General features: G+C 67.9%; 21 protein-coding genes. 5 read left to right on the forward strand and 16 right to left on the reverse strand.

The genetic code is table 11. The features are described from left to right. Window positions 1-4: 4 nt before the first annotated feature. From msrA to ACE3UA_RS03685, 3 genes are all read right to left on the reverse strand, one after another. Window positions 5-664: a peptide-methionine (S)-S-oxide reductase MsrA gene (gene msrA, locus ACE3UA_RS03675; protein WP_374642626.1), complete on the reverse strand. Its 660-nt coding sequence runs from the start codon at window positions 662-664 to the stop codon at window positions 5-7. 50 nt (window positions 665-714) lie between these two features. Continuing rightward, window positions 715-1,950: an MFS transporter gene (locus tag ACE3UA_RS03680; protein WP_374642628.1), complete on the reverse strand. Its 1,236-nt coding sequence runs from the start codon at window positions 1,948-1,950 to the stop codon at window positions 715-717. 99 nt (window positions 1,951-2,049) lie between these two features. Continuing rightward, on the reverse strand, window positions 2,050-4,209 hold the full coding sequence (locus ACE3UA_RS03685) for a primosomal protein N' (RefSeq protein ID WP_374642819.1): 2,160 nt from the start codon (window positions 4,207-4,209) through the stop codon (window positions 2,050-2,052). Window positions 4,210-4,342: 133 nt separating this feature from the next. On the opposite strand from ACE3UA_RS03685, the gene fsa reads away from it, so the two are divergent. The 4 genes from fsa to ACE3UA_RS03705 all read left to right on the forward strand — a co-directional run bounded on the left by fsa (window position 4,343) and on the right by ACE3UA_RS03705 (window position 7,590). Then, window positions 4,343-4,996 carry a fructose-6-phosphate aldolase gene (fsa, locus tag ACE3UA_RS03690; RefSeq protein ID WP_374642630.1) on the forward strand — a complete coding sequence of 218 codons (654 nt, stop codon included), beginning with the start codon at window positions 4,343-4,345 and terminating at the stop codon, window positions 4,994-4,996. A 216-nt stretch (window positions 4,997-5,212) separates the two neighbouring features. Continuing rightward, window positions 5,213-5,911 carry a DUF484 family protein gene (locus ACE3UA_RS03695; protein ID WP_374642633.1) on the forward strand — a complete coding sequence of 233 codons (699 nt, stop codon included), beginning with the start codon at window positions 5,213-5,215 and terminating at the stop codon, window positions 5,909-5,911. Further along, complete coding sequence (locus tag ACE3UA_RS03700) at window positions 5,908-6,831, forward strand: tyrosine recombinase XerC (protein WP_374642821.1); 924 nt, start codon at window positions 5,908-5,910, stop codon at window positions 6,829-6,831. Before ACE3UA_RS03695 ends, ACE3UA_RS03700 begins: the two co-directional genes overlap by 4 nt. Window positions 6,832-6,885: 54 nt before the next feature. Further along, entirely contained in the window at window positions 6,886-7,590 is a 705-nt protein-coding gene (locus ACE3UA_RS03705; protein ID WP_374642635.1) for a phosphatidylcholine/phosphatidylserine synthase, read from the forward strand. Window positions 7,591-7,725: 135 nt separating this feature from the next. Here ACE3UA_RS03705 and ACE3UA_RS03710 read toward each other — a convergent pair whose 3' ends face one another. The 3 genes from ACE3UA_RS03710 to ileS form a co-directional block, all read right to left on the reverse strand. After that, the gene (locus tag ACE3UA_RS03710; protein ID WP_374642637.1) at window positions 7,726-8,562 is read right to left on the reverse strand and encodes an EamA family transporter; all 837 of its coding nucleotides are present in this window, start codon (window positions 8,560-8,562) and stop codon (window positions 7,726-7,728) included. Window positions 8,563-8,664: 102 nt separating this feature from the next. Then, window positions 8,665-9,126: a methylated-DNA--[protein]-cysteine S-methyltransferase gene (locus ACE3UA_RS03715; protein ID WP_374642639.1), complete on the reverse strand. Its 462-nt coding sequence runs from the start codon at window positions 9,124-9,126 to the stop codon at window positions 8,665-8,667. 5 nt (window positions 9,127-9,131) lie between these two features. Beyond that, window positions 9,132-12,137 carry an isoleucine--tRNA ligase gene (ileS, locus tag ACE3UA_RS03720; protein WP_374642641.1) on the reverse strand — a complete coding sequence of 1,002 codons (3,006 nt, stop codon included), beginning with the start codon at window positions 12,135-12,137 and terminating at the stop codon, window positions 9,132-9,134. A 227-nt stretch (window positions 12,138-12,364) separates the two neighbouring features. On the opposite strand from ileS, the gene ACE3UA_RS03725 reads away from it, so the two are divergent. Further along, the gene (locus ACE3UA_RS03725; protein WP_374642643.1) at window positions 12,365-12,739 is read left to right on the forward strand and encodes a DUF2237 family protein; all 375 of its coding nucleotides are present in this window, start codon (window positions 12,365-12,367) and stop codon (window positions 12,737-12,739) included. Here ACE3UA_RS03725 and ACE3UA_RS03730 read toward each other — a convergent pair whose 3' ends face one another. The 10 genes from ACE3UA_RS03730 to ACE3UA_RS03775 all read right to left on the reverse strand — a co-directional run bounded on the left by ACE3UA_RS03730 (window position 12,740) and on the right by ACE3UA_RS03775 (window position 20,378). Continuing rightward, window positions 12,740-13,285 (reverse strand): helix-turn-helix transcriptional regulator, encoded by a 546-nt coding sequence (locus tag ACE3UA_RS03730; protein ID WP_374642645.1) that lies wholly within the window; start codon window positions 13,283-13,285, stop codon window positions 12,740-12,742. 24 nt (window positions 13,286-13,309) lie between these two features. Further along, the gene (locus ACE3UA_RS03735) at window positions 13,310-13,717 is read right to left on the reverse strand and encodes a twin-arginine translocation signal domain-containing protein (RefSeq protein WP_374642648.1); all 408 of its coding nucleotides are present in this window, start codon (window positions 13,715-13,717) and stop codon (window positions 13,310-13,312) included. 90 nt (window positions 13,718-13,807) lie between these two features. Further along, window positions 13,808-14,260, reverse strand: a complete 453-nt coding sequence (locus tag ACE3UA_RS03740) for a PepSY domain-containing protein (RefSeq protein WP_374642650.1) — start codon at window positions 14,258-14,260, stop codon at window positions 13,808-13,810. 172 nt (window positions 14,261-14,432) lie between these two features. After that, window positions 14,433-15,665 carry a tryptophan synthase subunit beta gene (gene trpB, locus ACE3UA_RS03745; protein ID WP_374642652.1) on the reverse strand — a complete coding sequence of 411 codons (1,233 nt, stop codon included), beginning with the start codon at window positions 15,663-15,665 and terminating at the stop codon, window positions 14,433-14,435. A 50-nt stretch (window positions 15,666-15,715) separates the two neighbouring features. Beyond that, window positions 15,716-16,165 (reverse strand): GNAT family N-acetyltransferase, encoded by a 450-nt coding sequence (locus tag ACE3UA_RS03750; protein ID WP_374642654.1) that lies wholly within the window; start codon window positions 16,163-16,165, stop codon window positions 15,716-15,718. Continuing rightward, complete coding sequence (locus ACE3UA_RS03755; RefSeq protein WP_374642657.1) at window positions 16,162-16,827, reverse strand: phosphoribosylanthranilate isomerase; 666 nt, start codon at window positions 16,825-16,827, stop codon at window positions 16,162-16,164. The genes ACE3UA_RS03750 and ACE3UA_RS03755 overlap by 4 nt, the downstream gene beginning before the upstream one ends. 1 nt (window position 16,828) lies before the next feature. Further along, entirely contained in the window at window positions 16,829-17,182 is a 354-nt protein-coding gene (locus ACE3UA_RS03760; RefSeq protein ID WP_374642659.1) for a LapA family protein, read from the reverse strand. A gap of 66 nt (window positions 17,183-17,248) precedes the next feature. Further along, complete coding sequence (ihfB, locus tag ACE3UA_RS03765) at window positions 17,249-17,530, reverse strand: integration host factor subunit beta (protein ID WP_197647030.1); 282 nt, start codon at window positions 17,528-17,530, stop codon at window positions 17,249-17,251. Window positions 17,531-17,705: 175 nt separating this feature from the next. Next, window positions 17,706-19,385: a 30S ribosomal protein S1 gene (gene rpsA, locus ACE3UA_RS03770; RefSeq protein ID WP_197647029.1), complete on the reverse strand. Its 1,680-nt coding sequence runs from the start codon at window positions 19,383-19,385 to the stop codon at window positions 17,706-17,708. A gap of 159 nt (window positions 19,386-19,544) precedes the next feature. Beyond that, window positions 19,545-20,378 carry a YihY/virulence factor BrkB family protein gene (locus ACE3UA_RS03775; RefSeq protein WP_374642662.1) on the reverse strand — a complete coding sequence of 278 codons (834 nt, stop codon included), beginning with the start codon at window positions 20,376-20,378 and terminating at the stop codon, window positions 19,545-19,547. Between the last annotated feature and the right edge of the window lie 41 nt (window positions 20,379-20,419).

A 20,419-nucleotide genomic window follows, 5' to 3' on the forward strand; every position in this document is an offset into this window, starting at 1 on the left:
GATCTCAGGCCCCCGCCCGGACGCCGGTCCCGATCGGGCAAGTCACGCCCGTGCCGCCGATGCCGCAATAGCCGTCCGGGTTCTTCGCCAGATACTGCTGGTGATAATCCTCGGCGAAATAGAACACCGGCGCGGGCAGGATCTCGGTGGTGATCTGCCCCTTCCCCGCCGCCGTCAGCGCCTGCTGGTAGACCGCCTTCGAGGCCGTCGCGGCCTCCATCTGCTCCGGGGTATAAGTGTAGATCCCCGAGCGATAGGTCGAGCCGACGTCATTGCCCTGCCGCATCCCCTGCGTCGGATCGTGGTTTTCCCAGAACAGCCGCAAAAGCGCCTCGTAGCTGACCACCGAGGGGTCGTAGATCACCCGCACGACCTCGTTGTGCCCGGTCGCCTGCGTGCAGGTCTCCTTGTAGGTCGGGTTCGGCGTGAAGCCCCCGGCATAGCCGACCATGGTCAGCCAGACCCCCGGCATCTGCCAGAACTTCCGCTCCACGCCCCAGAAGCAGCCCATCCCGAACATCGCCTCCTCCATCCCCGGAGGCACCGGGGATTTCAGCGGCAGACCGCTCAGGAAATGCGTCTCGGCTGTCGGCAGGGGCTCGGCCCGCCCCGGCAGGGCGTTCTCGGGCGTGACCATTTCCATCTTCGCGCGGTTGAACAGCATCTGCGACCTCCGTTTTCCCGAATATAGGGCAACCCGCCCGCCGCGCCAGCCTACTCGGCCGGTTGCGGCAGGGCGCGCGAGAACAGCGTCTCGTTCCCCGGCGCGGGATGGCGCGGGATCAGGCAGATCAGCCCGAAGGCGACCAGCGCCATTCCCGCGCCCAGGACGAACACATGGTCGGGCGACCGCGCCCACAGGTAGCCCAGCGCCGCCGGCAGGAAGACCGCCGCGATATGGTTGATGGTGAAGGCCACCGCCGCGGTGGGCGCGATGTCGCGCGGATCGGCGATCTTCTGGAAATAGGTCCGCAGCGCGAAGGAAAGCGCGAAGAACAGCTGGTCCAGGATGTAAAGCCCGCCCGCGACCACGATGCCCCAGCCGAACCAGTAAAGTCCGCCATAGGCCAGGAACACCAGCGTCAGCCCGACATATTCGAAGCCCATGACATTGCGCTCGCCATACCGGCCCAGCGCCCGGCCCATGGCGGGTGCGATGGCCATGTTGATCAGGTAGTTGACCAGAAGAAGCGCGGTCATCTCGCCGACTTTCATCCCGAAACGCTCTACCATCATGAAGCCCGCGAAGACGACGAAGATCTGCCGCCGCGCCCCGGCCATAAACTGCAGCGCGTAATACAGCCAGTAGCGCCGGCGCAGGACCATGTGCTTGTGCTGCGGATGCGGATTCTCGAACTGCGGATAGGCCAGCGCCGCGACCAGGACGATGGCCAGCGTCAACCCGCCCGAGGCGAGGTAGACCGTGTTGTAGTCCAGCCCCAGCGCCTCCCACAGCGCGACGATGGCGCCATAGGCCGCGAGCGAGGCCCCCGCCCCCACCGCCATGATCCGCCCCAGCAGGATGGGCGCGCGGTCCTTGTCGATCCATTGCAGCTGCAGCGACTGGTTCACCGTCTCGAAATAATGGAACCCGATCGAGGACAGGAGCGTGCAGACCAGGATCCCGGTGAAGGACGGAAACCACGCCGTCACCCCCGAGGCCGCGCCGAGGAGCGCCAGCGCGACCAGCGCCAGCACCTGCTCGCGCATCACCAGCAGGATTAGGATGACGCCGATGGCCAGAAAACCGGGGATCTCGCGCACCGTGTGCAGCCAGCCGATCTCGCGCCCGGTGAAGGCCGCGACCTCGATGACGAAGTTGTTCAGAAGCGCCGACCAGGTGGCGAAGCTCAAGGGCATCGCCGCTGCCATGAGGTAGAGGAGAGCCTCGGGCCGCCGCCACGCGGGCAGATCGTGGACTTCGGCAAGGGACATCGGCGCGCGCAACATGCTCCCCGCTTACTCCCTGCGCGCAGGGCAGGCAAAGCGAAAGCTTGTGTCAGTCACAATCCGGCCCCGCCATCGTAGGGTGGTGGCGCACGCGCCTACTCACATAAAGCTCTGCGGGTCGATATCCACCGCCAGGCGCAAATCCCGCGGCAGCTTGAACTGCGCCAGCCATTCCGCCAGCGCCGCCTGCAACGGCGCCCCCTTCTCCGCCTTCACCAGGAGCCGCACCCTATGCCGCCCCCGCACCCTTGCGATGGGCGCGGGCGCCGGACCCCAGACCTCGGCCCCGATCCGGCGCAGGGGCCCGTCCCGCCGCGCCAGCTCTGCCCCGAAGTCGAACACCTGCGCCACATCCGGCGAGGACAGGATGATTCCCGCCATCCGGCCATAGGGCGGCACGCCTGCCGTCTTCCGTTCCGCCGCCTCCGCCGCCCAGAACGCCTCCTCGTCCCCCCCAAGGATCGCCCGGATCACCGGATGCTCCGGCTGATGGGTCTGAAGCCAGGCCTCGCCCTTCCGCTCCGCCGTCCGCCCCGCGCGGCCCGCGACCTGCCGCATCAGCTGGAAGGTCCGCTCCGCCGCGCGCAGGTCCGATCCCTGCAACCCGAGGTCGGCGTCGATCACCCCGACCAGCGTCAGCAGCGGAAAGTTGTGCCCCTTGGCCACGATCTGCGTGCCGATGATGATGTCGGCCCCCCCGCCCGCGATCCCGGCAATCGCCTCCTTCAAGGCCCGGGCCGACCCGAACAGGTCCGACGACAACACGGCGACGCGGGCAGAAGGAAACCGCGCCGCCACCTCCTCGGCCAGCCGCTCGACGCCCGGCCCCACGGCGGCCATCTTCCCCTCGACCCCGCAGGCGGGACAGGCCAGCGGCACCGGCTTCGTTGCGCCGCACTGGTGGCAGACCAGCCGCTTCTGGAAGCGATGCTCGACCATCCGCGCGTCGCAATGGTCGCAGCCGACCTGATGCCCGCAGGCCCGGCACAGCGTCACCGGCGCGAAGCCCCGCCGGTTCAGGAACAGCAAGGCCTGCTCGCCGCGCCTGACCACCGCATCGACTTTGGCCGCCAGCGTCGGCGAGATCCAGCGGTCCGAAGGCAACCGCTCGCTCCGCATGTCGATCGCCCGCATCTCCGGCAGTTCCGCCGCCCCGAAGCGGGAGCCGAGGTCCAGCCGGCGGTACTTCCCCGCCTCGACATTGGCCCAGCTCTCCAGCGAGGGCGTGGCCGAGGCCAGCACCACCGGGCAGCCGCAGATCGCCGCCCGCAGCACCGCCATGTCGCGGGCGTTATACAACACCCCGTCCTCCTGCTTGTAGGAGGTGTCGTGCTCCTCGTCGACGACGATCAGCCCGAGATCCTGGAACGGCAGGAACAGCGCCGAGCGCGCGCCGACGACCAGCCCGGCCTCGCCCTCGGCCGCCATCTTCCACAACCGGCGGCGTTCGGTCATCGTGACGCCGGAATGCCACTCCGCCGGCCTTGCCCCGAACCGGGCCTCCACCCGGGTCAGGAACTCGGAGGTCAGCGCGATCTCGGGCAAGAGGACCAGCGCCTGTCGGTGCGCCCGCAGGCATTCCGCCACCGCCTCCAGATAGACCTCGGTCTTGCCCGACCCCGTCACCCCTTTCAGCAGCGTCGCCGAATAGCCCCCCAGCGCCACCGCCGCGACCAGGGCATCCCCCGCCGCAACCTGATCCCCCGCCAGCCGCATCCCCATGTCCGCCTTCAGCCGCGGATAGGGCGTGTCGCGCGGCGCGTCCTCTTCGGCCACCACGCCCAGCTTCACCAGCCCCTTGACCACCGAGGCGCCGCAGCCCGCCGCCTCGGCCAATTCGCCCAAAGTGACCGGAGCGCCGCCGAACGCGCGCAAGGCCTCGATCACCCGGTGCCGGGCGTCGGTCAGCTGGTTCGGCACCGGCCCCGCCAGCCGGTAGACCCGCCGCGTCGAGGGCGGCGCCCCCAGACCCGGCGCCCGTGTCGCCAGCCGCAGCATCGCCGGCAGCGGCGTCAGCGTGTAATCCGCCGCCTTCGCCAGAAACGCCCGCAACTCCGCCCGCATCGGCCTTGCGTCCAGAACCCGGGTGACGGGCCGAATTCTCGCGGGATCGAACCTCCCCTCGCCCGGTCCCCAGACCACGCCCAGCACCCGGCGCGGGCCCAGCGGCACCTCGACGAAATCGCCGTCGCCGCAGCCGCCCTCCGGCGCGCGGTAGTCCAGCACCCGGCCCAGCGGCTCGGTCGTCAGCACCCCCACGAGGTCGCCCGCCTGATAGGTCCGATCCGCCAAGCTGCAACCTTTCGCTCACCAGCCGATTGCGTTAAACCGCGCCCCGAGAGCATTCAACCCCCGCGCGGCACCCCCCGCAACCGCCGAAGGAGCGACCCCCATGAAATTCTTCATCGACACCGCCGACGTCGAGGCCATCCGCGACCTGCACGCGCTGGGCATGGTGGACGGCGTCACCACCAACCCCTCGCTGATCCTGAAATCCGGCCGCGACATCCTGGAAGTGACCAGGGAAATCTGCTCCTTCGTCGAGGGCCCGGTCTCGGCCGAGGTCGTGGCGATGAAAGCCGACGACATGATCGCCGAGGGCCGGAAACTCGCCGCCATCGCCCAGAACATCGCGGTCAAGGTGCCGCTGACCTGGGACGGGCTCAAGGCCTGCAAGGTGCTGTCGGGCGAGGGCTTCATGGTCAACGTGACGCTCTGCTTCAGCGCCAACCAGGCGCTGATCGCGGCCAAGGCGGGCGCGACCTTCATCTCGCCCTTCATCGGCCGGCTGGACGACATCCACCTCGACGGCATCGACCTGATCGGCGACATCCGCACGATCTACGACAATTACGGCTTCGACACCCAGATCCTCGCCGCCTCGATCCGCAACCCGAACCATGTCAAGGATTGCGCGCTGATCGGGGCCGACGTGGTGACCGCGCCCCCGGCCGTGATCAAGGCGCTGGCCAGCCATGTCCTGACCGACAAGGGGCTGGAGCAGTTCAACGCCGACTGGGCCAAGACCGGCCAGAAGATCCTCTGACCCCGGCGGCGCGCGACGCCGTCGCAGGCCGGGCTTCGGCCCGGCTTGCCGGCGGGCCGGCCGCTTGGCCCCCGGATCACCCTGCGGGGCGGCGGCAAAGCGGATTGTTGCATCCCTGCCGATCCCGGCCGCCCTTGCGCCAGAAACCAGTCGCCAGAAGGATCAGCTTCCGCCTATAATGCGCGGGATTTCCTGTCCAAACCGGCTGGCTGACCCATGATCGAACCCGACCTGCGCGACCTGATCCTGGCCGAACCCGAACGGCTTCTGGAAGACCGCGACGTGATGAACGCCCTTGTCGCCGCCAACGAGCGCGCGATGGGCGCCAATATCGTCGACCTGCGCGGCATCGCCATGCGCCGGCTGGAAACCCGGCTCGACCGGCTGGAGGATACCCACCGCTCGGTCATCGCGGCCGCCTACGAGAACCTCGCCGGCACCAACCAGATCCACCGCGCCGTCCTGCACCTGCTGGAGCCCGCCAGCTTCGAGGGATTCATCGCCGCCCTGAAGGGCGAGGTCGCCCAGACCCTGCGCGTCGATGCCGTCCGGCTGGTGCTGGAAACCGCACAGGAGGATGGCCGCTCGGACCCCGCGCTGCGGAAACAGGGCGAGGTGATGCAGGTCGGCCCGCGCGGCCATGTCGGCCAGTATCTCTCGAACGGCCGCAGCGGCACCGCCCGGCCCGTCGTCCTGCGCGCCACCACCGCGCTTGCCGCCACCGTCTTCGGGCCGCAATCCGCCGAACTGCGCTCCGAGGCGCTGATGCAGCTCGACCTCGGCAAGGGACGGCTGCCCGGACTGCTGGCCTTCGGCTCGGAGGACCCGCACATGTTCCGCCCGACGCATGGCACCGACCTGCTGACCTTCTTCGCCGGGGTGTTCGAGCGGCAGATGCAGCGGTGGCTGGCCTGATCCCCTTCCTGGCCCCGGCGCTGGGGCAGGCGCTGGCGGACTGGCTGGCGCAACTGGCCGCGCTGGAGGGCGCCGCCCCCAACACCATCGCCGCCTATCGCCGCGACGTCGCGCGCTATCTCGCCTTTCTCGCGCAGCACCAGGGCGGGGCCGGAGGGCTGGCCCGCGTCGCCGCCACCACCCAGGCCGACCTGCGCGCCTGGATGGCCGAGGAACGCGCGCGCGGCCTTTCCTCGCGCTCGCTGGCCCGGGCGCTCTCGGCGGTCAAGACCTTCACCGCCTGGGCCGCCGACCGCAGCGAGGCCGAGCCGACCACCGTCCTCTCGGCCCGCTCGCCGCGCTACCGCCGCACCCTGCCCCGCCCGCTGTCCGAGGACGGTGCGAGCGCCATGCTGGGCGAGATCGGCCAGGACGCGCGCGAGGACTGGATCATCGCCCGCGACACCGCCATCGCCACCCTCCTCTACGGCCTCGGCCTGCGCATCTCCGAGGCGCTGGCCCTGACCGGCGCCGACCATCCGCTGCCGCAAAGCCTCCGCGTCACCGGCAAGGGCGGTCGGACCCGCATCGTCCCGGTGATCCCCGCCGCGGCCGAGGCCGTCGCCGCCTATGCCGCAGTCTGTCCCTATGACCTCGTCCCGTCCGAGCCCCTGTTCCGCGGCGCGCGCGGCGGCGCGGTCAACCCCCGCCTGATCCAGGCCGCGATGGAGCGCGCCCGCCTGCGCCTCGGCCTGCCCGCCTCGGCCACGCCGCATGCGCTGCGCCACAGCTTCGCCACCCATCTGCTCGCGGCCGGCGGCGACCTGCGCGCGATCCAGGAGCTTTTGGGCCATGCCTCGCTCTCCACCACGCAGGGCTATACCGCCGTCGATGCCGCGCGGCTGATGGAGGTCTATGAAAAAGCCCACCCGAGAGCCTGACTTGACGCCCAACCCCTGTTGCGCACGGAAGCGTTATCCGCCATCAAGAAACCGATGAGCCCACGTCTGAAAGCCCTCTCGGTCCACCTGCTCACCGCCACCGGGGCGGTGCTGTCGATGTTCGCCATGCTGGCGGCCGTCGAGGAGAAGTGGAGCCTGATGTTCCTCTGGCTGGTGGCGGCGCTGATCGTCGACGGGATCGACGGGCCGCTGGCGCGGCGCTACCATGTCAAGACCAACTGGCCGAACTATGACGGGATCCTGATGGACCTGATCATCGACTACCTCACCTATGTCTTCATCCCGGCCTTTGCCCTCTTCAAGTCCGGCCTCCTGCCGGGCTGGACCGGCTGGCTGGCGATCATCGTGATCTGCTACGGCTCGGTGATCTATTTCGTCGACACCCGGATGAAGACCAAGGACAAGAGCTTTGCCGGCTTCCCCGGCTGCTGGAACATGGTGGTCCTGGTGCTTTTCGCCACCCAGCCCAGCCAGACGGTGATCCTGCTGGTGGTGATCCTGCTGACGGTGACGATGTTCACCAATCTCAAGTTCATCCACCCGGTCCGCACGAACCGCTGGCACGAGATCTCGCTGGCGGTGACCGTCGCCTGGATCATCCTGGCCAGCTGGGCCGCCTGGTGGGATTTCCAGGAAGGGCCCGTCGCCAAATGGCTGCTGGTGCTGACCTCGCTCTACCTCGCCCTCGCCGGGATCGCCCAGCAGCTGGTCCCCGAAGGCATCCGCCGGGTCCGCTGATCCCGTCCCGCGCGTCGATGACTTCGTCACTCCTCGCTGCGCCGCGACGAGAAGACGAAGTCGCACGAGGAGCAGCCCTTCGCTGCCGGAAAGATCGCTCCCCAGGACGAGAGGACGAAGTCGCACGAGGAGCCGTCACAGCCGCATCAGCATCACGCCGGCGACGATGGTGACCGCCGCCAGCGCCTTCTCGCCGCTCATCCTCTCGCCGAAGACCAGCCAGCCGATCAGCACCGCGAACAGGATCGAGGTCTCGCGCAGCGCCGCCACCACCGCGATTGGGGCCAGCGTCATCGCCCAGATCGACACCGCATAGGCCCCGTAGCTCGCCGCCGAGGCGAAGGTTCCCATCCGCCAGGCGCGCCAGTTGCGCGGGATCACATCCCATCCCCGCAGCGCCACCATCCCCGCCGAGAAGAAGCAGCCGTCCGCCACGAAGACCCAGGCCACATAGGCCACCGGCGCGCCCGAGACCCGCGCCCCCATCCCGTCGATCAGCGTATAGGTCGCCGTCGCCATGGCCGAGCCCAGCGCAAAGGGCAGCAGCCGGCGGTCCTCGCCCGAGGCGATCACCCCCCGCGCCATCAGCAGGATCCCCCCCGCCAGCACCGCGATCGCCAGATATTCCTGCCCGCTCACCGCATCCGACAGGAAGGCCGCGCCGACCAGCGCCACCACCATCGGCGCCGCGCCGCGCGCAATGGGATAGACCCGGCTCAGGTCGCCCCGGTCATAGGCATAGGTCAGGAAGAACTTGTAGGCGAAATGGGTGCAGCCCGCCGCGATCACCCAGGGCACCGCCGCCGGGTCGATCGGATCGGCGAAGACCAGAACCGCCAGGCCGATCGGAATCTCGACGATCGACAGGATCACCATCCCGCCCACCTTCGAGGTGCCAAGCTTGATCAGCGCATTCCACAACGCATGCAGGAAGGCCGCGCCAAGGACCGCCAGGAAGATGCCAAGGGTCAAGACGCACCCGCAAGAAGACCGTTGCCCCATGGCTAACCGCCGGCCCGGCTCCGCACAAGCGGGCGCATGGCTCCAGAGCCGCCCTTTCGACAGGGCCAGAGCCTAGAGCAGCAGCGCCCCCTCGTGCCGCAGGAGCGCGGCCTTGGTCTCCACGCCGCCCGGCGCGGAAAAGCCGCCGAACCAGGCGGTGCCGGTGACGCGGTGGCAGGGGATCAGGATCGGCAGCGGATTCGCGCCGCAGGCCTGCCCCACCGCCTGCGCGGGCGCAGCCACCGCCCGGGCGATCTGGCCATAGGTCCGCGTCTCGCCCAGGGGGATATCCGCCATCGCCCGGCGCACGGCGGCATCCAGCCCCGCGCCCCAGTCGAAGGGCAGGTCGAAACGGGCGAGGCGGCGGTCGAAATAGGCCTCCAGCTGCCGCCTGGCCTCCTCCAGCAGGGCCGAGCCTTCGCCCGGATCGGCCCGCCAGTCCAGCCGCACCAGAAGGCCCCCCGCCTCGACCAGCGTCACCGGCCCGAACGGCGTCGGGACCACCGCGCGCGCAAGGTGGGCAATATCGCCCACCCTGCCTAGCCCAGCGCGTCGTTGCAGCGTTGGCAGGTGCCCGCGTGCTTGTGGGTGCCCACATCCGGCAGGACCTTCCAGCAGCGTTCGCATTTCGTCCCGGCCGCCGGATGGAAGACCACCGCCACCTCCGGCACCTCGGCCAGGGCAAAGGCACCCTCCGGCGCGGCCTCGGTGGACAGTTTCAGGTCCGAGGTGATGCAAAGTTCCGCGAAATCCACGCTGCCCAGCAGCCCCGCCAGCACCGGCGAGACGAAGACCTCCGGCGCGGCCTCGAGACTCGCCCCGATCACCTTGGCGGTCCGCTGCACCTCCAGCGCCCCCGTCACCACCCGGCGCGCATCGCGCAGGGAGTCCCATTTCGCCGCCAGCGCCTCATCCCGCCATCCGGCCGGTGTTTCCGGGAAATCGACCAGGTGGACCGAGCTTTCCTCGCCCGGGAACCGCTCCAGCCAGACCTCCTCCATGGTGAAGACCAGCACCGGCGCCAGCCAGGTCGTCAGGCGGTGGAACAGCAGGTCCATCACCGTCCGGCAGGCCCGCCGCCGCAGCGAGGACGGCGCATCGCAGTAAAGCGCGTCCTTGCGGATGTCGAAATAGACCGCCGAAAGATCCGTGGTGCAGAAGGTGAACAGCTTCTGGAACACCCCCTGGAAGTCGTAGGCCGCATAACCCGCGCGCACCTCGGCATCCAGTTCCGCCAGCCGGTGCAGCACCCAGCGTTCCAGCTCGGGCATCGCTGCGGGCTCTACCCGCTCCGCCTCGCTGAACCCGGCCAGCGCGCCCAGCATGTAGCGCATGGTATTGCGCAGACGGCGATAGCTGTCGGCGACCCCTTTCAGGATCTCCTTCCCGATCCGCAGGTCGACCGTATAGTCCGACTGCGCCACCCAGAGCCGCAGGATATCGGCGCCATATTCGCCGATCACCTCTTGCGGGGCCGTGGTGTTGCCAAGCGACTTGGACATCTTCATGCCCTTCTCGTCCAGCGTGAAGCCGTGGGTCAGCACGCCCCGGTAAGGTGCCCGCCCCTTGGTGCCGCAGGCCTGCAGCATCGAGGAATGGAACCACCCGCGATGCTGGTCGGTGCCTTCGAGATACAGGTCGGCAATCCCGTCCGGGCTGCCGTCCTCGCGGTCGCGCAGCACGAAGGCATGGGTCGAGCCGGAGTCGAACCAGACGTCCAGCACATCGTAGACCTGTTCATAATCCTGCGGATCCACGATGCCTTGCAGCATCTTTTCCTTGAATCCTTGCACATACCACACATCCGCGCCCTCGGCCTCGAAGGCAGCCCTGATCCGCGCGTTGACCTCCGCGTTCTTCAGCAGGAAGTCCGCTGCATCCGGCCGCGCGCCCTTCTTCACGAAGCAGGTCAGCGGCACGCCCCAGGCGCGCTGGCGCGACAGCACCCAATCGGGGCGCGCCTCGATCATCGAGTTCAGCCGGTTCCGCCCCGTCGCCGGGGTCCACTCGACCAGCTGGTTGATCGAAGTCAGCGCCCGGGAGCGGATCGTGTCGCCATAGGTGCCAAGCCCGTCCTCCAGCTTGCGGTCGATGGCCACGAACCACTGCGGCGTGTTGCGGTAGATCACCGGAGCCTTCGACCGCCAGCTATGCGGATAGGAATGCTTGAGCTTCCCCTTGGCGAAGAGCGCGCCGGCATAGGCCAGCTGCTTGATGACGCTGACGTTCGCCGGGCCTTCCTTGCCCTCGGGCGTGATGATGTGCTGCCCGCCGAACAGTGGCAGGTCGGCCCGGTAGGACCCGTCCGCCTCGACGTTGTAAGTCATCGGCAGGCCGAACTTCACCCCAAGCTGATAGTCGTCATCCCCGTGGGACGGGGCGGTATGGACAAAGCCCGTGCCCGCATCGTCGGTGACATGATCGCCCGGCAGCATCGGAACGTCATAGTCCCATTCGCCATTGCCGCCCTCGACGCCCCGGAAGGGGTGGGCGAGGGTTAGGTTCGCCAAGTCGTCTGCCGACACATCTCCCAGCCGCCTAAACTGGCCCTCGGGCACTTTTGCCGCGGCAAAGGTAGCTGCGGCAAGGTTGTCAGCGAGAATGACCCTTTCGAGCAGACCAAGGTTCAGATTGCCGGACCAGGACTCCATTTCGTAAAGCCCGTAGGTCACGCTTGGTCCGAAGGCGACCGCGCGGTTCTGCGGAATGGTCCAGGGGGTGGTCGTCCAGATGACAACGCTCGCACCCAGCAACCGACTTTGACGACTGAAGGCATACTGAGAGGCTCGCTCATAGCCCATGTCGCCGGGATCGTAAGACGGCACTACCTCAAAGAAGTCAGCGGTTCCGACTCGTACAACTTTGAATGCCACCCACACCTGATGCGAGGTATGATCGTGATACTCCACCTCCGCCTCGGCCAGCGCGGTCTTTTCCACCGGCGACCACATCACCGGCTTCGAGCCCTGATACAGCGACCCGTTCATCAGGAACTTCATGAACTCGTCGGCGATCACCGCCTCGGCGTGGTAGTCCATCGTCAGATAGGGCCGGTCCCACTTCCCCGTGACCCCCAGCCGCTTGAACTCCTCGCGCTGGACGTCGATCCAGCCCTCGGCGAACTTGCGGCATTCCTGGCGGAAGGCGACCGTGTCCACGTCGTCCTTGTTCAGCCCCTTGGCGCGGTACTGCTCCTCGATCTTCCACTCGATCGGCAGGCCGTGGCAGTCCCAGCCCGGCACATAGCGGGCGTCGCGGCCCATCATCTGCTGGCTGCGCACCACCATGTCCTTCAACACCTTGTTCAGCGCATGGCCGATGTGCAGGTGCCCGTTGGCGTAAGGAGGGCCGTCATGCAGCACGAAGGGCGCCCTGCCCGCCGCCGAAGCGCGCAGCCGGTCATAGACCCCGATCCGCTCCCACCGCGCCAGCCAGCCCGGCTCGCGCTGGGGCAGGCCCGCGCGCATCGGGAACTGGGTCTCGGGCAGGAAGACGGTATCGCGGTAATCGGGGACGTCAGAGGGCAGAACGGTATCGGCACACATGCGGATCGGACCTTCAAGTCAGGGGCAGGGTCGGTCCGGCGACCCCGGACCAGCGGCAAGACGACAAACCCGGCGGCTGAAGCTCAGCCCGCCGGGCCGGTAATTCGCGCGGTGCGGGCCCAGGTCTTCATGGCGGCGTTATAGACAAAGCCCCGGCAAGGGTCCAGTGCGGCAACCCTTGGACAATGGCCCGCCGGGCGCTACCCTGAAGGGCGAAAGGAGACCGCATGAAACTCCCCTCGCTCAACGTCCTTGGCCAGCCGCTGGAACCCTGCTCCGCCGATCCGGTCACCGGCTTCTTCCGCGACGGCTGCTGCAATACCGGACCGATGGACCGCGGGCTGCACACCGTCTGCGCCCTGATGACGGCCGAATTCCTGGCGCTGTCGAAATACCTCGGCAACGATCTTTCGACCCCGCGCCCGGAATACGGCTTCAAGGGGCTGAAGCCCGGCGACCAGTGGTGCCTCTGCGCCGCCCGTTTCCTGCAGGCGCATGAGGAGGGCGCCGCCCCGCAGCTGCGCCTTGCCGCCACCCATCAGGCCACGCTGGCCGTCGTCCCGCTGGAGATCCTGCGCGAATACGCCACGGACGCGACCTGATCAGGCCGCGTCGCCGGTCTGGTTCGCCGCCAGACGCACCGCCCCGTCCTCGCGCATCAGGTCGTCGATGAACAGGCTGAGAAGCTGCGGCCGTCCGCTGACCCCGGCCTTGCGGTAGATCGCATTGGTCTGCGCCTTCACCGTCCCCTCGCTGGTCATGCGCAGGCCCGCGATCTCGGCCGTGGACAGGCCCTTGATCGCGAACAGCGCCACGTCCCTTTCCGACGGCGTCAGGCCCCATTCGGCAAAGCGTTCGTGCAAGAGATCCATGAAGGCCCCCGAGGCGCGGCGCAGGCGTTCCTCGGCCTCGTTGCGGTCGCGCACCGCATGGGTCCGGTCGCGCAGCGCCCGGTGCAGCATCAGCCCGCCGACCACGACGCCCAGCACCAGGCCGACCGAGGCGCCGATCTCCATCAACTCGCGCGTCTCCCAGCTGACCGGCGTGGTCTCGACGCCCAGGACCGAGGCGAGGATGTCGGACACGAAGAAGAAGGCGCAGACCGCCTGGATGACGAAGATCGTCAGGAATGGGGCCGTGCGTCTCACCGGGGGCCCCGATCCGGCGCGGCTTCAGTCATGGTCGTCATCGCCGTCATCCCGATCATCGTCGCCATCGTCATCGTCGTCGTCGTCGTCGTCATCATCGTCGTCATCGTCGCTGCCGCCCTTGCCCTTGCCGTTGCCCTTGCCGGGCTTGCGGTCGTCGATGATGGTCACCTCGGCAACGCCGTTCCCGCTGGGCGACCACAGATCGCGCAGGATCTCGCCGTTGTTGGGGTTGACGATGATCTCGCGCCGGCCGTCCCCGCTGACCGCGACGATCCTGACGCGCCCCAGCAGGGTGCGTTCCTCGGTGACCGAGGCGAAGCCCTGCTGTTGCAGCTGACGGACGATGCCCCGGACATAATCCTGCGCCAGGGCGGGGCTTGCGGCCGCCACCCCCGCCGCAAGGACGGTCAGAAAATCCCGGCGTTTCATGTCGATCCCCTCGGGCCCGTCTCGGGCAAGTATGGAACAGGCCGGAGGCCCCGGCAAGACCGGGACCTCCGCTTCGCTCGGGCCAAGGCCTCAGTCCTCGCCGTCCTTGTCGTCGCCGCCGTGGTCGTCGCCGTCGTCATGGTCGTCGTCGTGGTCGTCGTCGCCGCCGTGATCGTCTCCATCGTCGTCGTCGTCCTGATCGTCGTCCGCGTCATCATCGCTGCCGTCATCATCGCCGTCCTCGAAGTCGCGCTCGACTGTCGTGATCTCCGCGCCGGTCTTGCCCAGGTCGTCGCCCTCCGCAACTTCCTGCTCCTGCTTGAGGATGCTGCCGGTCTCGTTGTCATAGACCACTTCGACCTTGGCAGAGCCTTTCACCGCCTCGACCTTGGTCTGCGTCGGGCCGACCTTCACCTCGACATGGTCATAGCCCTGCGCCAGATAGGCCTGGGCCAGGTCGTCGCCGCTGATCGCGGCATGGGCCATGTTCGCCGACAAGGCGGTGGCGGCGGCGAACAACATCAGTCTGGTCTTGAGTTTCATCGGTCGTTTCCCTTTGCGATCTGCCTGGCCGGTTCGGCGGCAAGAGCCCCGAACTGACCGCCGCATGTCGCGCAAAGAAATTGCCCCAGGGTTTAGCGCCCAGTCCATAAGCCGATGGATTGTTCCCCTAAACTCGGGTTTATGGCCAAAATCCGCCGGCCCGATCCGGGCATCAGACCGACATCTGCACGCCCAGATGCTTGGCGACGGTGAAGATGTCCTTGTCGCCGCGGCCGCACATGTTCATCACGATGATCTTGTCGCGCGACAGCGTCGGCGCCAGCTTCATCACCTGCCCAAGCGCATGGCTCGGCTCCAGCGCCGGGATGATTCCCTCCAGCTTGCAGCACAGCTGGAACGCCTCCAGCGCCTCGGCGTCGGTGATGCTGACATATTCCGCCCGGCCCACGTCATGCAGCCAGGAATGCTCCGGCCCGATGCCGGGGTAATCGAGGCCCGCGCTGATGCTGAAGCCTTCCAGGATCTGCCCGTCCGCATCCTGCAACAGATAGGTCCGGTTGCCGTGCAGCACACCCGGCCGCCCGCCGGTGAGCGAGGCGCAATGCTCCATCCGGTCATCCACGCCCTTGCCGCCCGCTTCGACCCCCACGATCCGAACCGAGGGATCGTCGAGGAAGGGGAAGAACAGCCCCATCGCGTTCGACCCGCCGCCGATGGCCGCGACCACCACGTCGGGCAGCCGCCCCTCGCCTTCCTGCTCGGCCAGCTGCCAGCGGACCTCCTTGCCGATGATCGACTGGAAGTCGCGCACCATGGCCGGATAGGGATGCGGCCCCGCCACCGTGCCGATGCAGTAGAAGGTGTCGCGCACGTTCGTCACCCAGTCGCGCAGCGCGTCGTTCATCGCGTCCTTCAGCGTGCCGCGGCCGCTCGTCACCGGGATCACCTCGGCGCCCAGAAGCTTCATCCGGAACACGTTCGGCGCCTGGCGTTCCACGTCATGCGCGCCCATGTAGACCACGCATTTCAGCCCGAACTTGGCGCAGACCGTCGCCGTCGCCACCCCATGCTGGCCCGCGCCGGTCTCGGCGATGATCCGGGTCTTGCCCATGCGGCGGGCCAGGATGATCTGGCCCAGCACGTTGTTGATCTTGTGCGCGCCGGTATGGTTCAGCTCGTCGCGCTTCATGTAGACCTTGGCGCCGCCCAGATGTTCGGTCAGGCGCGGCGCGAAATACAGGGGCGAGGGCCGGCCGACATAGTGCTTCCACAGGTCGTCCATCTCGGCCCAGAAGCTGGGGTCGGTCTTGGCGTGGTTGTAGCGATCTTCCAGCTCCAGGATCAGCGGCATCAGGGTCTCGGAGACGAAACGCCCCCCGAAGATCCCGAAGCGCCCCGCCTCGTCCGGCCCCGTCATGAAGCTGTTCAACCCGTCCTCGGCCATGATGCACCCCCGTTGCTTCCCTCGGGATGTAGCGCCCAACGGCGGCGGCGTCAAAGCGGCTTCTTCATCCCCAGATGCGAGGCCCGGTAGCCCAACCGCTCGTAGAAGCGATGCGCGTCCGTGCGGCTGCGGTCGGTGGTCAGCTGGATGATCGTCGCGCCCGCCGCCCTTGCCCGCGCCTCGCACTCCGCCATCATCCGCGCCCCGATCCCCTGCGAGCGCAGCCCGGCCGCGACCCGCACCGCCTCGACCAGCGCCCGGCGGCCGCCACCGCGCGACAGCCCGGCAAGGATCGTCAGTTGGCAGCAGGCGATGATCTGGCCCCCGGCCTCGCCGACGATCAGCTGGTGCATCGGATTGGCGGCGATGTCCGCGAAGGCGGCAAGGTAATCCGCCATCGCCGCGCCTTCGCGGCCCTTGCCCAAAGGGTCATCGGCCAGCAGCGCCACGATTGCGGGTACATCGGCGCGGGTGGCATCGCGGAATCGGACCTCGCTCATCGCAGGATCGGCACCCCGGCCTTCACGCCCTGCGCCGCCTCGACAAAGGCCGCGATCTTCGCGTGATCCTTCACCCCCGGCGCGCTTTCCACGCCCGAGGAGACATCCACCTGCCGCGCCCCGGTCAGCCGCACCGCCTGCGCCACGTTCTCGGGCGTCAGCCCCCCGGCCAGCATCCAGGGCCGCAGCCACTTGCGCCCGACCAGCAGCCGCCAGTCGAAGGCCAGCCCGTTGCCCCCCGGCAGCGCCGCGCCCTTCGGCGGCTTCGCGTCGATCAGCAGCTGGTCCGCCGCGAGGCTCATCTCCATGAGCCCGGCCAGATCGCCCTCGTCCGCCACGCCGATCGCCTTCATCACCGGCAGGCCATAGCGCGCCTTGACCTCGGCCACCCGCTCCGGCGTCTCGTGGCCGTGCAGTTGCAACATGTCCAGGGGCACCGCCTCGACGATGGCGTCCAGCGTCGCCTCGTCGGCATCGACCGTCAGCGCCACCTTGCACAGCCCCTCGGGCGCCTCCAGCGCCAGGGCGCGCGCGGCCGCGACCGTCAGGTGGCGCGGGCTTTTCGGGAAGAAGACGAAGCCGGCATAGGCCGCCCCGGCCGCCGCCGCCGCCGCGACATCCGCCGCCGTGCGCAGCCCGCAGATCTTGACCCGGACCTCCATCTCAGCCCTTGTCCAGAAGCGCCAGCACCTCGTCCTTCGGCGGAACCGAGGTCGAGTCCCGCAGCACCGCCAGTTCCCGCTCCAGCTTTGCCACCTCGCGCGATTTCTGGCTGGCGGTGGCGCGGTGGCCATGTTCGCGGAACCATTCCCAGACAAAGCCGATCAGCACCCCCGCCAGGATCCCGGCGAAGATCACCAGGAACAGCGGCAGCTGCATCCCCCAGGTCAGCCCGGTCAGCGCCGCCAGGTCGCCGGGCAAGAGCCGCACCTCGACCGGCGCGCGGTTGGCCAGCGCCAGAGTCAGAAGCACCAGCCCCAGCAGGCCGAGAAGGATCAGTCGTAAGGTGCGGATCATGTCAGGCCCCAGCGAGCAACTTCAGGCCAATATCGGCCCGATCCCGACCGGGCGCAAGCCGCCGGACTATTTGGTGTTCAGCCGGTCGCGCAGAAGCTTGCCGGTCTTGAAGAAGGGCACCTTCTTGTCATCGACCTGCACCGCCTCGCCGGTGCGGGGATTGCGGCCCACGCGCCCGTCCCGCGCCTTGACGGAAAAGGCGCCGAAGCCGCGCAACTCGACCCGGTCCCCCTTGGCCAGGGCGTCGATGATCGCCTCGAAGACCGTGTTAACGATCCGTTCGACATGGCGCTGTGTCAGATGCGGATTTTCGTCGGCGATCTTCTGGATCAGTTCGGACCTAATCATCCGTGTCCCCCCTGTGGTCGGCCCAATGGCAGCGGCCGCCACGATTTTTCTCGCCTGACTATAGCGGCAGGATTTGGCCTCTGACAAATAAAAACCGGGACTTGGCCGGGGTCGGCCAAAGGAAAAGGCCCCGCACGGGGGCGGGGCCTTTCCGATTTCGACCCTTGGTATGGGCTCAGCCGCGATCCTTGAGCGCCGCGCCCAGGATATCGCCCAGCGAGGCGCCCGAATCGGACGAGCCATACTGTTCGACGGCTTCCTTCTCTTCGGCGATCTCGCGCGCCTTGATCGACAGGCCCAGCTTGCGGGTCTTCGGGTCGATGTTGGTCACGCGGACGTCGACATGGTCGCCCACCTGGAAACGCTCGGGACGCTGGTCGGCGCGGTCGCGCGACAGGTCCGAACGGCGGATGAAGGACTTCTGGCCGTTGTACTCGACCTCGACCCCGCCATCCTCGATCGCCGAGACGGTGACGGTGATGATCGCCCCGCGCTTCACGCCATCGACCGCATCGGTGAAGGTGTCGTCGCCCAGAGCCTTGATCGAGAGCGAGATGCGCTCCTTCTCGACATCCACTTCGGTGACCGCGGCCTTGACCGTGTCGCCCTTGCGGTAGTTCTGGATCGCTTCCTCGCCGCGCTGGTCCCAGCTGAGGTCCGAGAGGTGGACCATGCCGTCGATGTCGTTGTCGAGGCCGACGAACAGACCGAATTCGGTGATGTTCTTGACTTCGCCCTCGATCGCCGAACCGACCGGATGGGTTTCGGCAAAGACTTCCCACGGGTTGCGCTGGGTCTGCTTCAGGCCGAGCGAGACGCGACGCTTGGCGCTGTCGATTTCCAGAACCATGACGTCAACCTCCTGCGAGGTCGAGACGATCTTGCCGGGGTGCACGTTCTTCTTGGTCCAGGACATTTCCGAGACGTGAACCAGGCCCTCGACCCCGGCTTCCAGCTCCACGAAGGCGCCGTAGTCGGTGATGTTGGTGACGCGGCCCTTGTGGACCGAACCGATGGGATACATCTTCTCGACGGCATCCCACGGGTCGGACTGAAGCTGCTTCATGCCCAGGCTGATGCGGTGGGTTTCCTTGTTGATCTTGATGACCTGGACCTTGACGGTCTCGCCGATCGACAGGATTTCCGACGGGTGGTTGACGCGGCGCCAGGCCATGTCGGTGACGTGCAGCAGGCCGTCCACGCCGCCCAGGTCGACGAAGGCACCGTATTCGGTGATGTTCTTGACCACGCCGTCGACGGTCTGGCCTTCCGACAGGTTGCCGATGACTTCGGCGCGCTGCTCGGCACGCGATTCTTCCAGGATCGCGCGGCGCGACACGACGATATTGCCGCGGCGACGGTCCATCTTCAGGATCTGGAACGGCTGCTTCATGCCCATCAGCGGGCCGGCGTCACGCACCGGACGGACGTCCACCTGCGAACCGGGCAGGAAGGCCACGGCGCCACCCAGGTCGACCGTGAAGCCGCCCTTGACGCGGCCGAAGATCGCGCCATCGACGCGCTGCTCGGCGGCATAGGCCTTCTCCAGGCGGTCCCAGGCTTCCTCGCGGCGGGCCTTCTCACGGCTGATCTGGGCCTCGCCACGGGCGTTCTCGACGCGGTCCAGGTAGACCTCGACGGTGTCGCCGACGTTGATCGACGGGGCCTCGCCGGGATTTGCGAATTCCTTCAGGTCGATGCGGCCTTCCATCTTGTAGCCGACATCGATGATGGCCTGGCCCGCCTCGATGGCGATGACCTTGCCCTTGACGACAGTGCCCTCTTCGGGCGTGTCGATCTCGAAGCTCTCCTTCAGAAGGGCTTCGAATTCGTCCATGGATGCTTTAGCGCACATGTAGTTCAGTTTCCTTTTCTCGTGTTTTCACTGGCCTTGCGGTTGGCTCCGCCGGTCTTGGCCCCGAATGGAAAGACCCAACCTCCGGGCAGGCCGGTGGCGGGGATGTCTTCGGGATGGGGCGGCTATAGACCCAATGCCGCCCCGGCGCAAGGAAAGTCAGCGCCGGCTGCGCCGGTCAAGCTCGGCGTTCAACTCGGCTCCGACCAGCACCATCATGGTCGAAAGCCAGATCCACAGCATCAGGACCACCACCGCGGCCAGAGAGCCATAGGTCTCGTCGTAGCTGCCGAAATTGGCGACATACCAGCCCAGCCCGCCCGAGATCGCCACCAGGCCCAGTGCGGCCACCACCGCCCCCGGCGTGATCCAGCGCCATTCGGCATCCGGCCGGTTCGGGCCCCAGCGATACAGCACCGCCAGTACCAGCAGCAGCAGCGCCAGGATCACCGGCCAGCGCAGGATCAGGACCAGCGCCTCGGCCACCCCCCCCAGCCGCTCGACCAGGAAGGGCAGTGCCGCCACCGCCACGCCCAGCAGGATGACCAGCACCAGCGCGCCCAGCGTGAAGCCGAGGGCGACCAGCGTCAGCCGGAAGAAACTCCGCGTCTCGCGCACGTCATAGGCGATGCCCAGCGCCTCGATCAGCGCCTTGGTGCCGCCATTGGCCGACCAGAGCGCGATCAGCAGCGCGACCAGCGCGGTCAGCGACAGCGCGTCATCCGCCTTGGCCGCGATCCGCGTGGCCTGGTCGGTCACCAGCACCGCCGCCTCCTCGGGCAAGAGGCCGTAGAGCGGCGCCAGCAGGTCCGGCACCTCCGACGGCGCCAGGATCAGGCCAAAGATCGAGATCAGCGCCGTGATCGCCGGAACGATCGCCAGCAGCGCATAGAAGGTCACGCCCGCCGCCACCGCCAGCACCCGGTCGCGCAGGATCTCGTCCTTCAGGTCGCGCAAGATGCCGCGCAGATCGGGAAGCCTGAAGATCGCCATGGCCGGGTCCTCCTTTCGGAAGGAACCGCCGGACGCGCGCA

This window comes from Tabrizicola sp. (assembly GCF_041919135.1).
GTDB lineage: Bacteria > Pseudomonadota > Alphaproteobacteria > Rhodobacterales > Rhodobacteraceae > Tabrizicola.

Bases quoted from the DNA above. Each gene is read 5' to 3' on its own strand.
- msrA (WP_374642626.1), bottom strand. From the start codon at position 664: ATGCTGTTCAACCGCGCGAAGATGGAAATGGTCACGCCCGAGAACGCC.
- ACE3UA_RS03680 (WP_374642628.1), bottom strand. From the start codon at position 1,950: ATGTTGCGCGCGCCGATGTCCCTTGCCGAAGTCCACGATCTGCCCGCG.
- fsa (WP_374642630.1), top strand. From the start codon at position 4,343: ATGAAATTCTTCATCGACACCGCCGACGTCGAGGCCATCCGCGACCTG.
- ACE3UA_RS03695 (WP_374642633.1), top strand. From the start codon at position 5,213: ATGATCGAACCCGACCTGCGCGACCTGATCCTGGCCGAACCCGAACGG.
- ACE3UA_RS03705 (WP_374642635.1), top strand. From the start codon at position 6,886: ATGAGCCCACGTCTGAAAGCCCTCTCGGTCCACCTGCTCACCGCCACC.
- ileS (WP_374642641.1), bottom strand. From the start codon at position 12,137: ATGTGTGCCGATACCGTTCTGCCCTCTGACGTCCCCGATTACCGCGAT.
- ACE3UA_RS03725 (WP_374642643.1), top strand. From the start codon at position 12,365: ATGAAACTCCCCTCGCTCAACGTCCTTGGCCAGCCGCTGGAACCCTGC.
- ACE3UA_RS03735 (WP_374642648.1), bottom strand. From the start codon at position 13,717: ATGAAACGCCGGGATTTTCTGACCGTCCTTGCGGCGGGGGTGGCGGCC.
- ACE3UA_RS03740 (WP_374642650.1), bottom strand. From the start codon at position 14,260: ATGAAACTCAAGACCAGACTGATGTTGTTCGCCGCCGCCACCGCCTTG.
- trpB (WP_374642652.1), bottom strand. From the start codon at position 15,665: ATGGCCGAGGACGGGTTGAACAGCTTCATGACGGGGCCGGACGAGGCG.
- ACE3UA_RS03750 (WP_374642654.1), bottom strand. From the start codon at position 16,165: ATGAGCGAGGTCCGATTCCGCGATGCCACCCGCGCCGATGTACCCGCA.
- ACE3UA_RS03755 (WP_374642657.1), bottom strand. From the start codon at position 16,827: ATGGAGGTCCGGGTCAAGATCTGCGGGCTGCGCACGGCGGCGGATGTC.
- ACE3UA_RS03760 (WP_374642659.1), bottom strand. From the start codon at position 17,182: ATGATCCGCACCTTACGACTGATCCTTCTCGGCCTGCTGGGGCTGGTG.
- ihfB (WP_197647030.1), bottom strand. From the start codon at position 17,530: ATGATTAGGTCCGAACTGATCCAGAAGATCGCCGACGAAAATCCGCAT.
- rpsA (WP_197647029.1), bottom strand. From the start codon at position 19,385: ATGTGCGCTAAAGCATCCATGGACGAATTCGAAGCCCTTCTGAAGGAG.
- ACE3UA_RS03775 (WP_374642662.1), bottom strand. From the start codon at position 20,378: ATGGCGATCTTCAGGCTTCCCGATCTGCGCGGCATCTTGCGCGACCTG.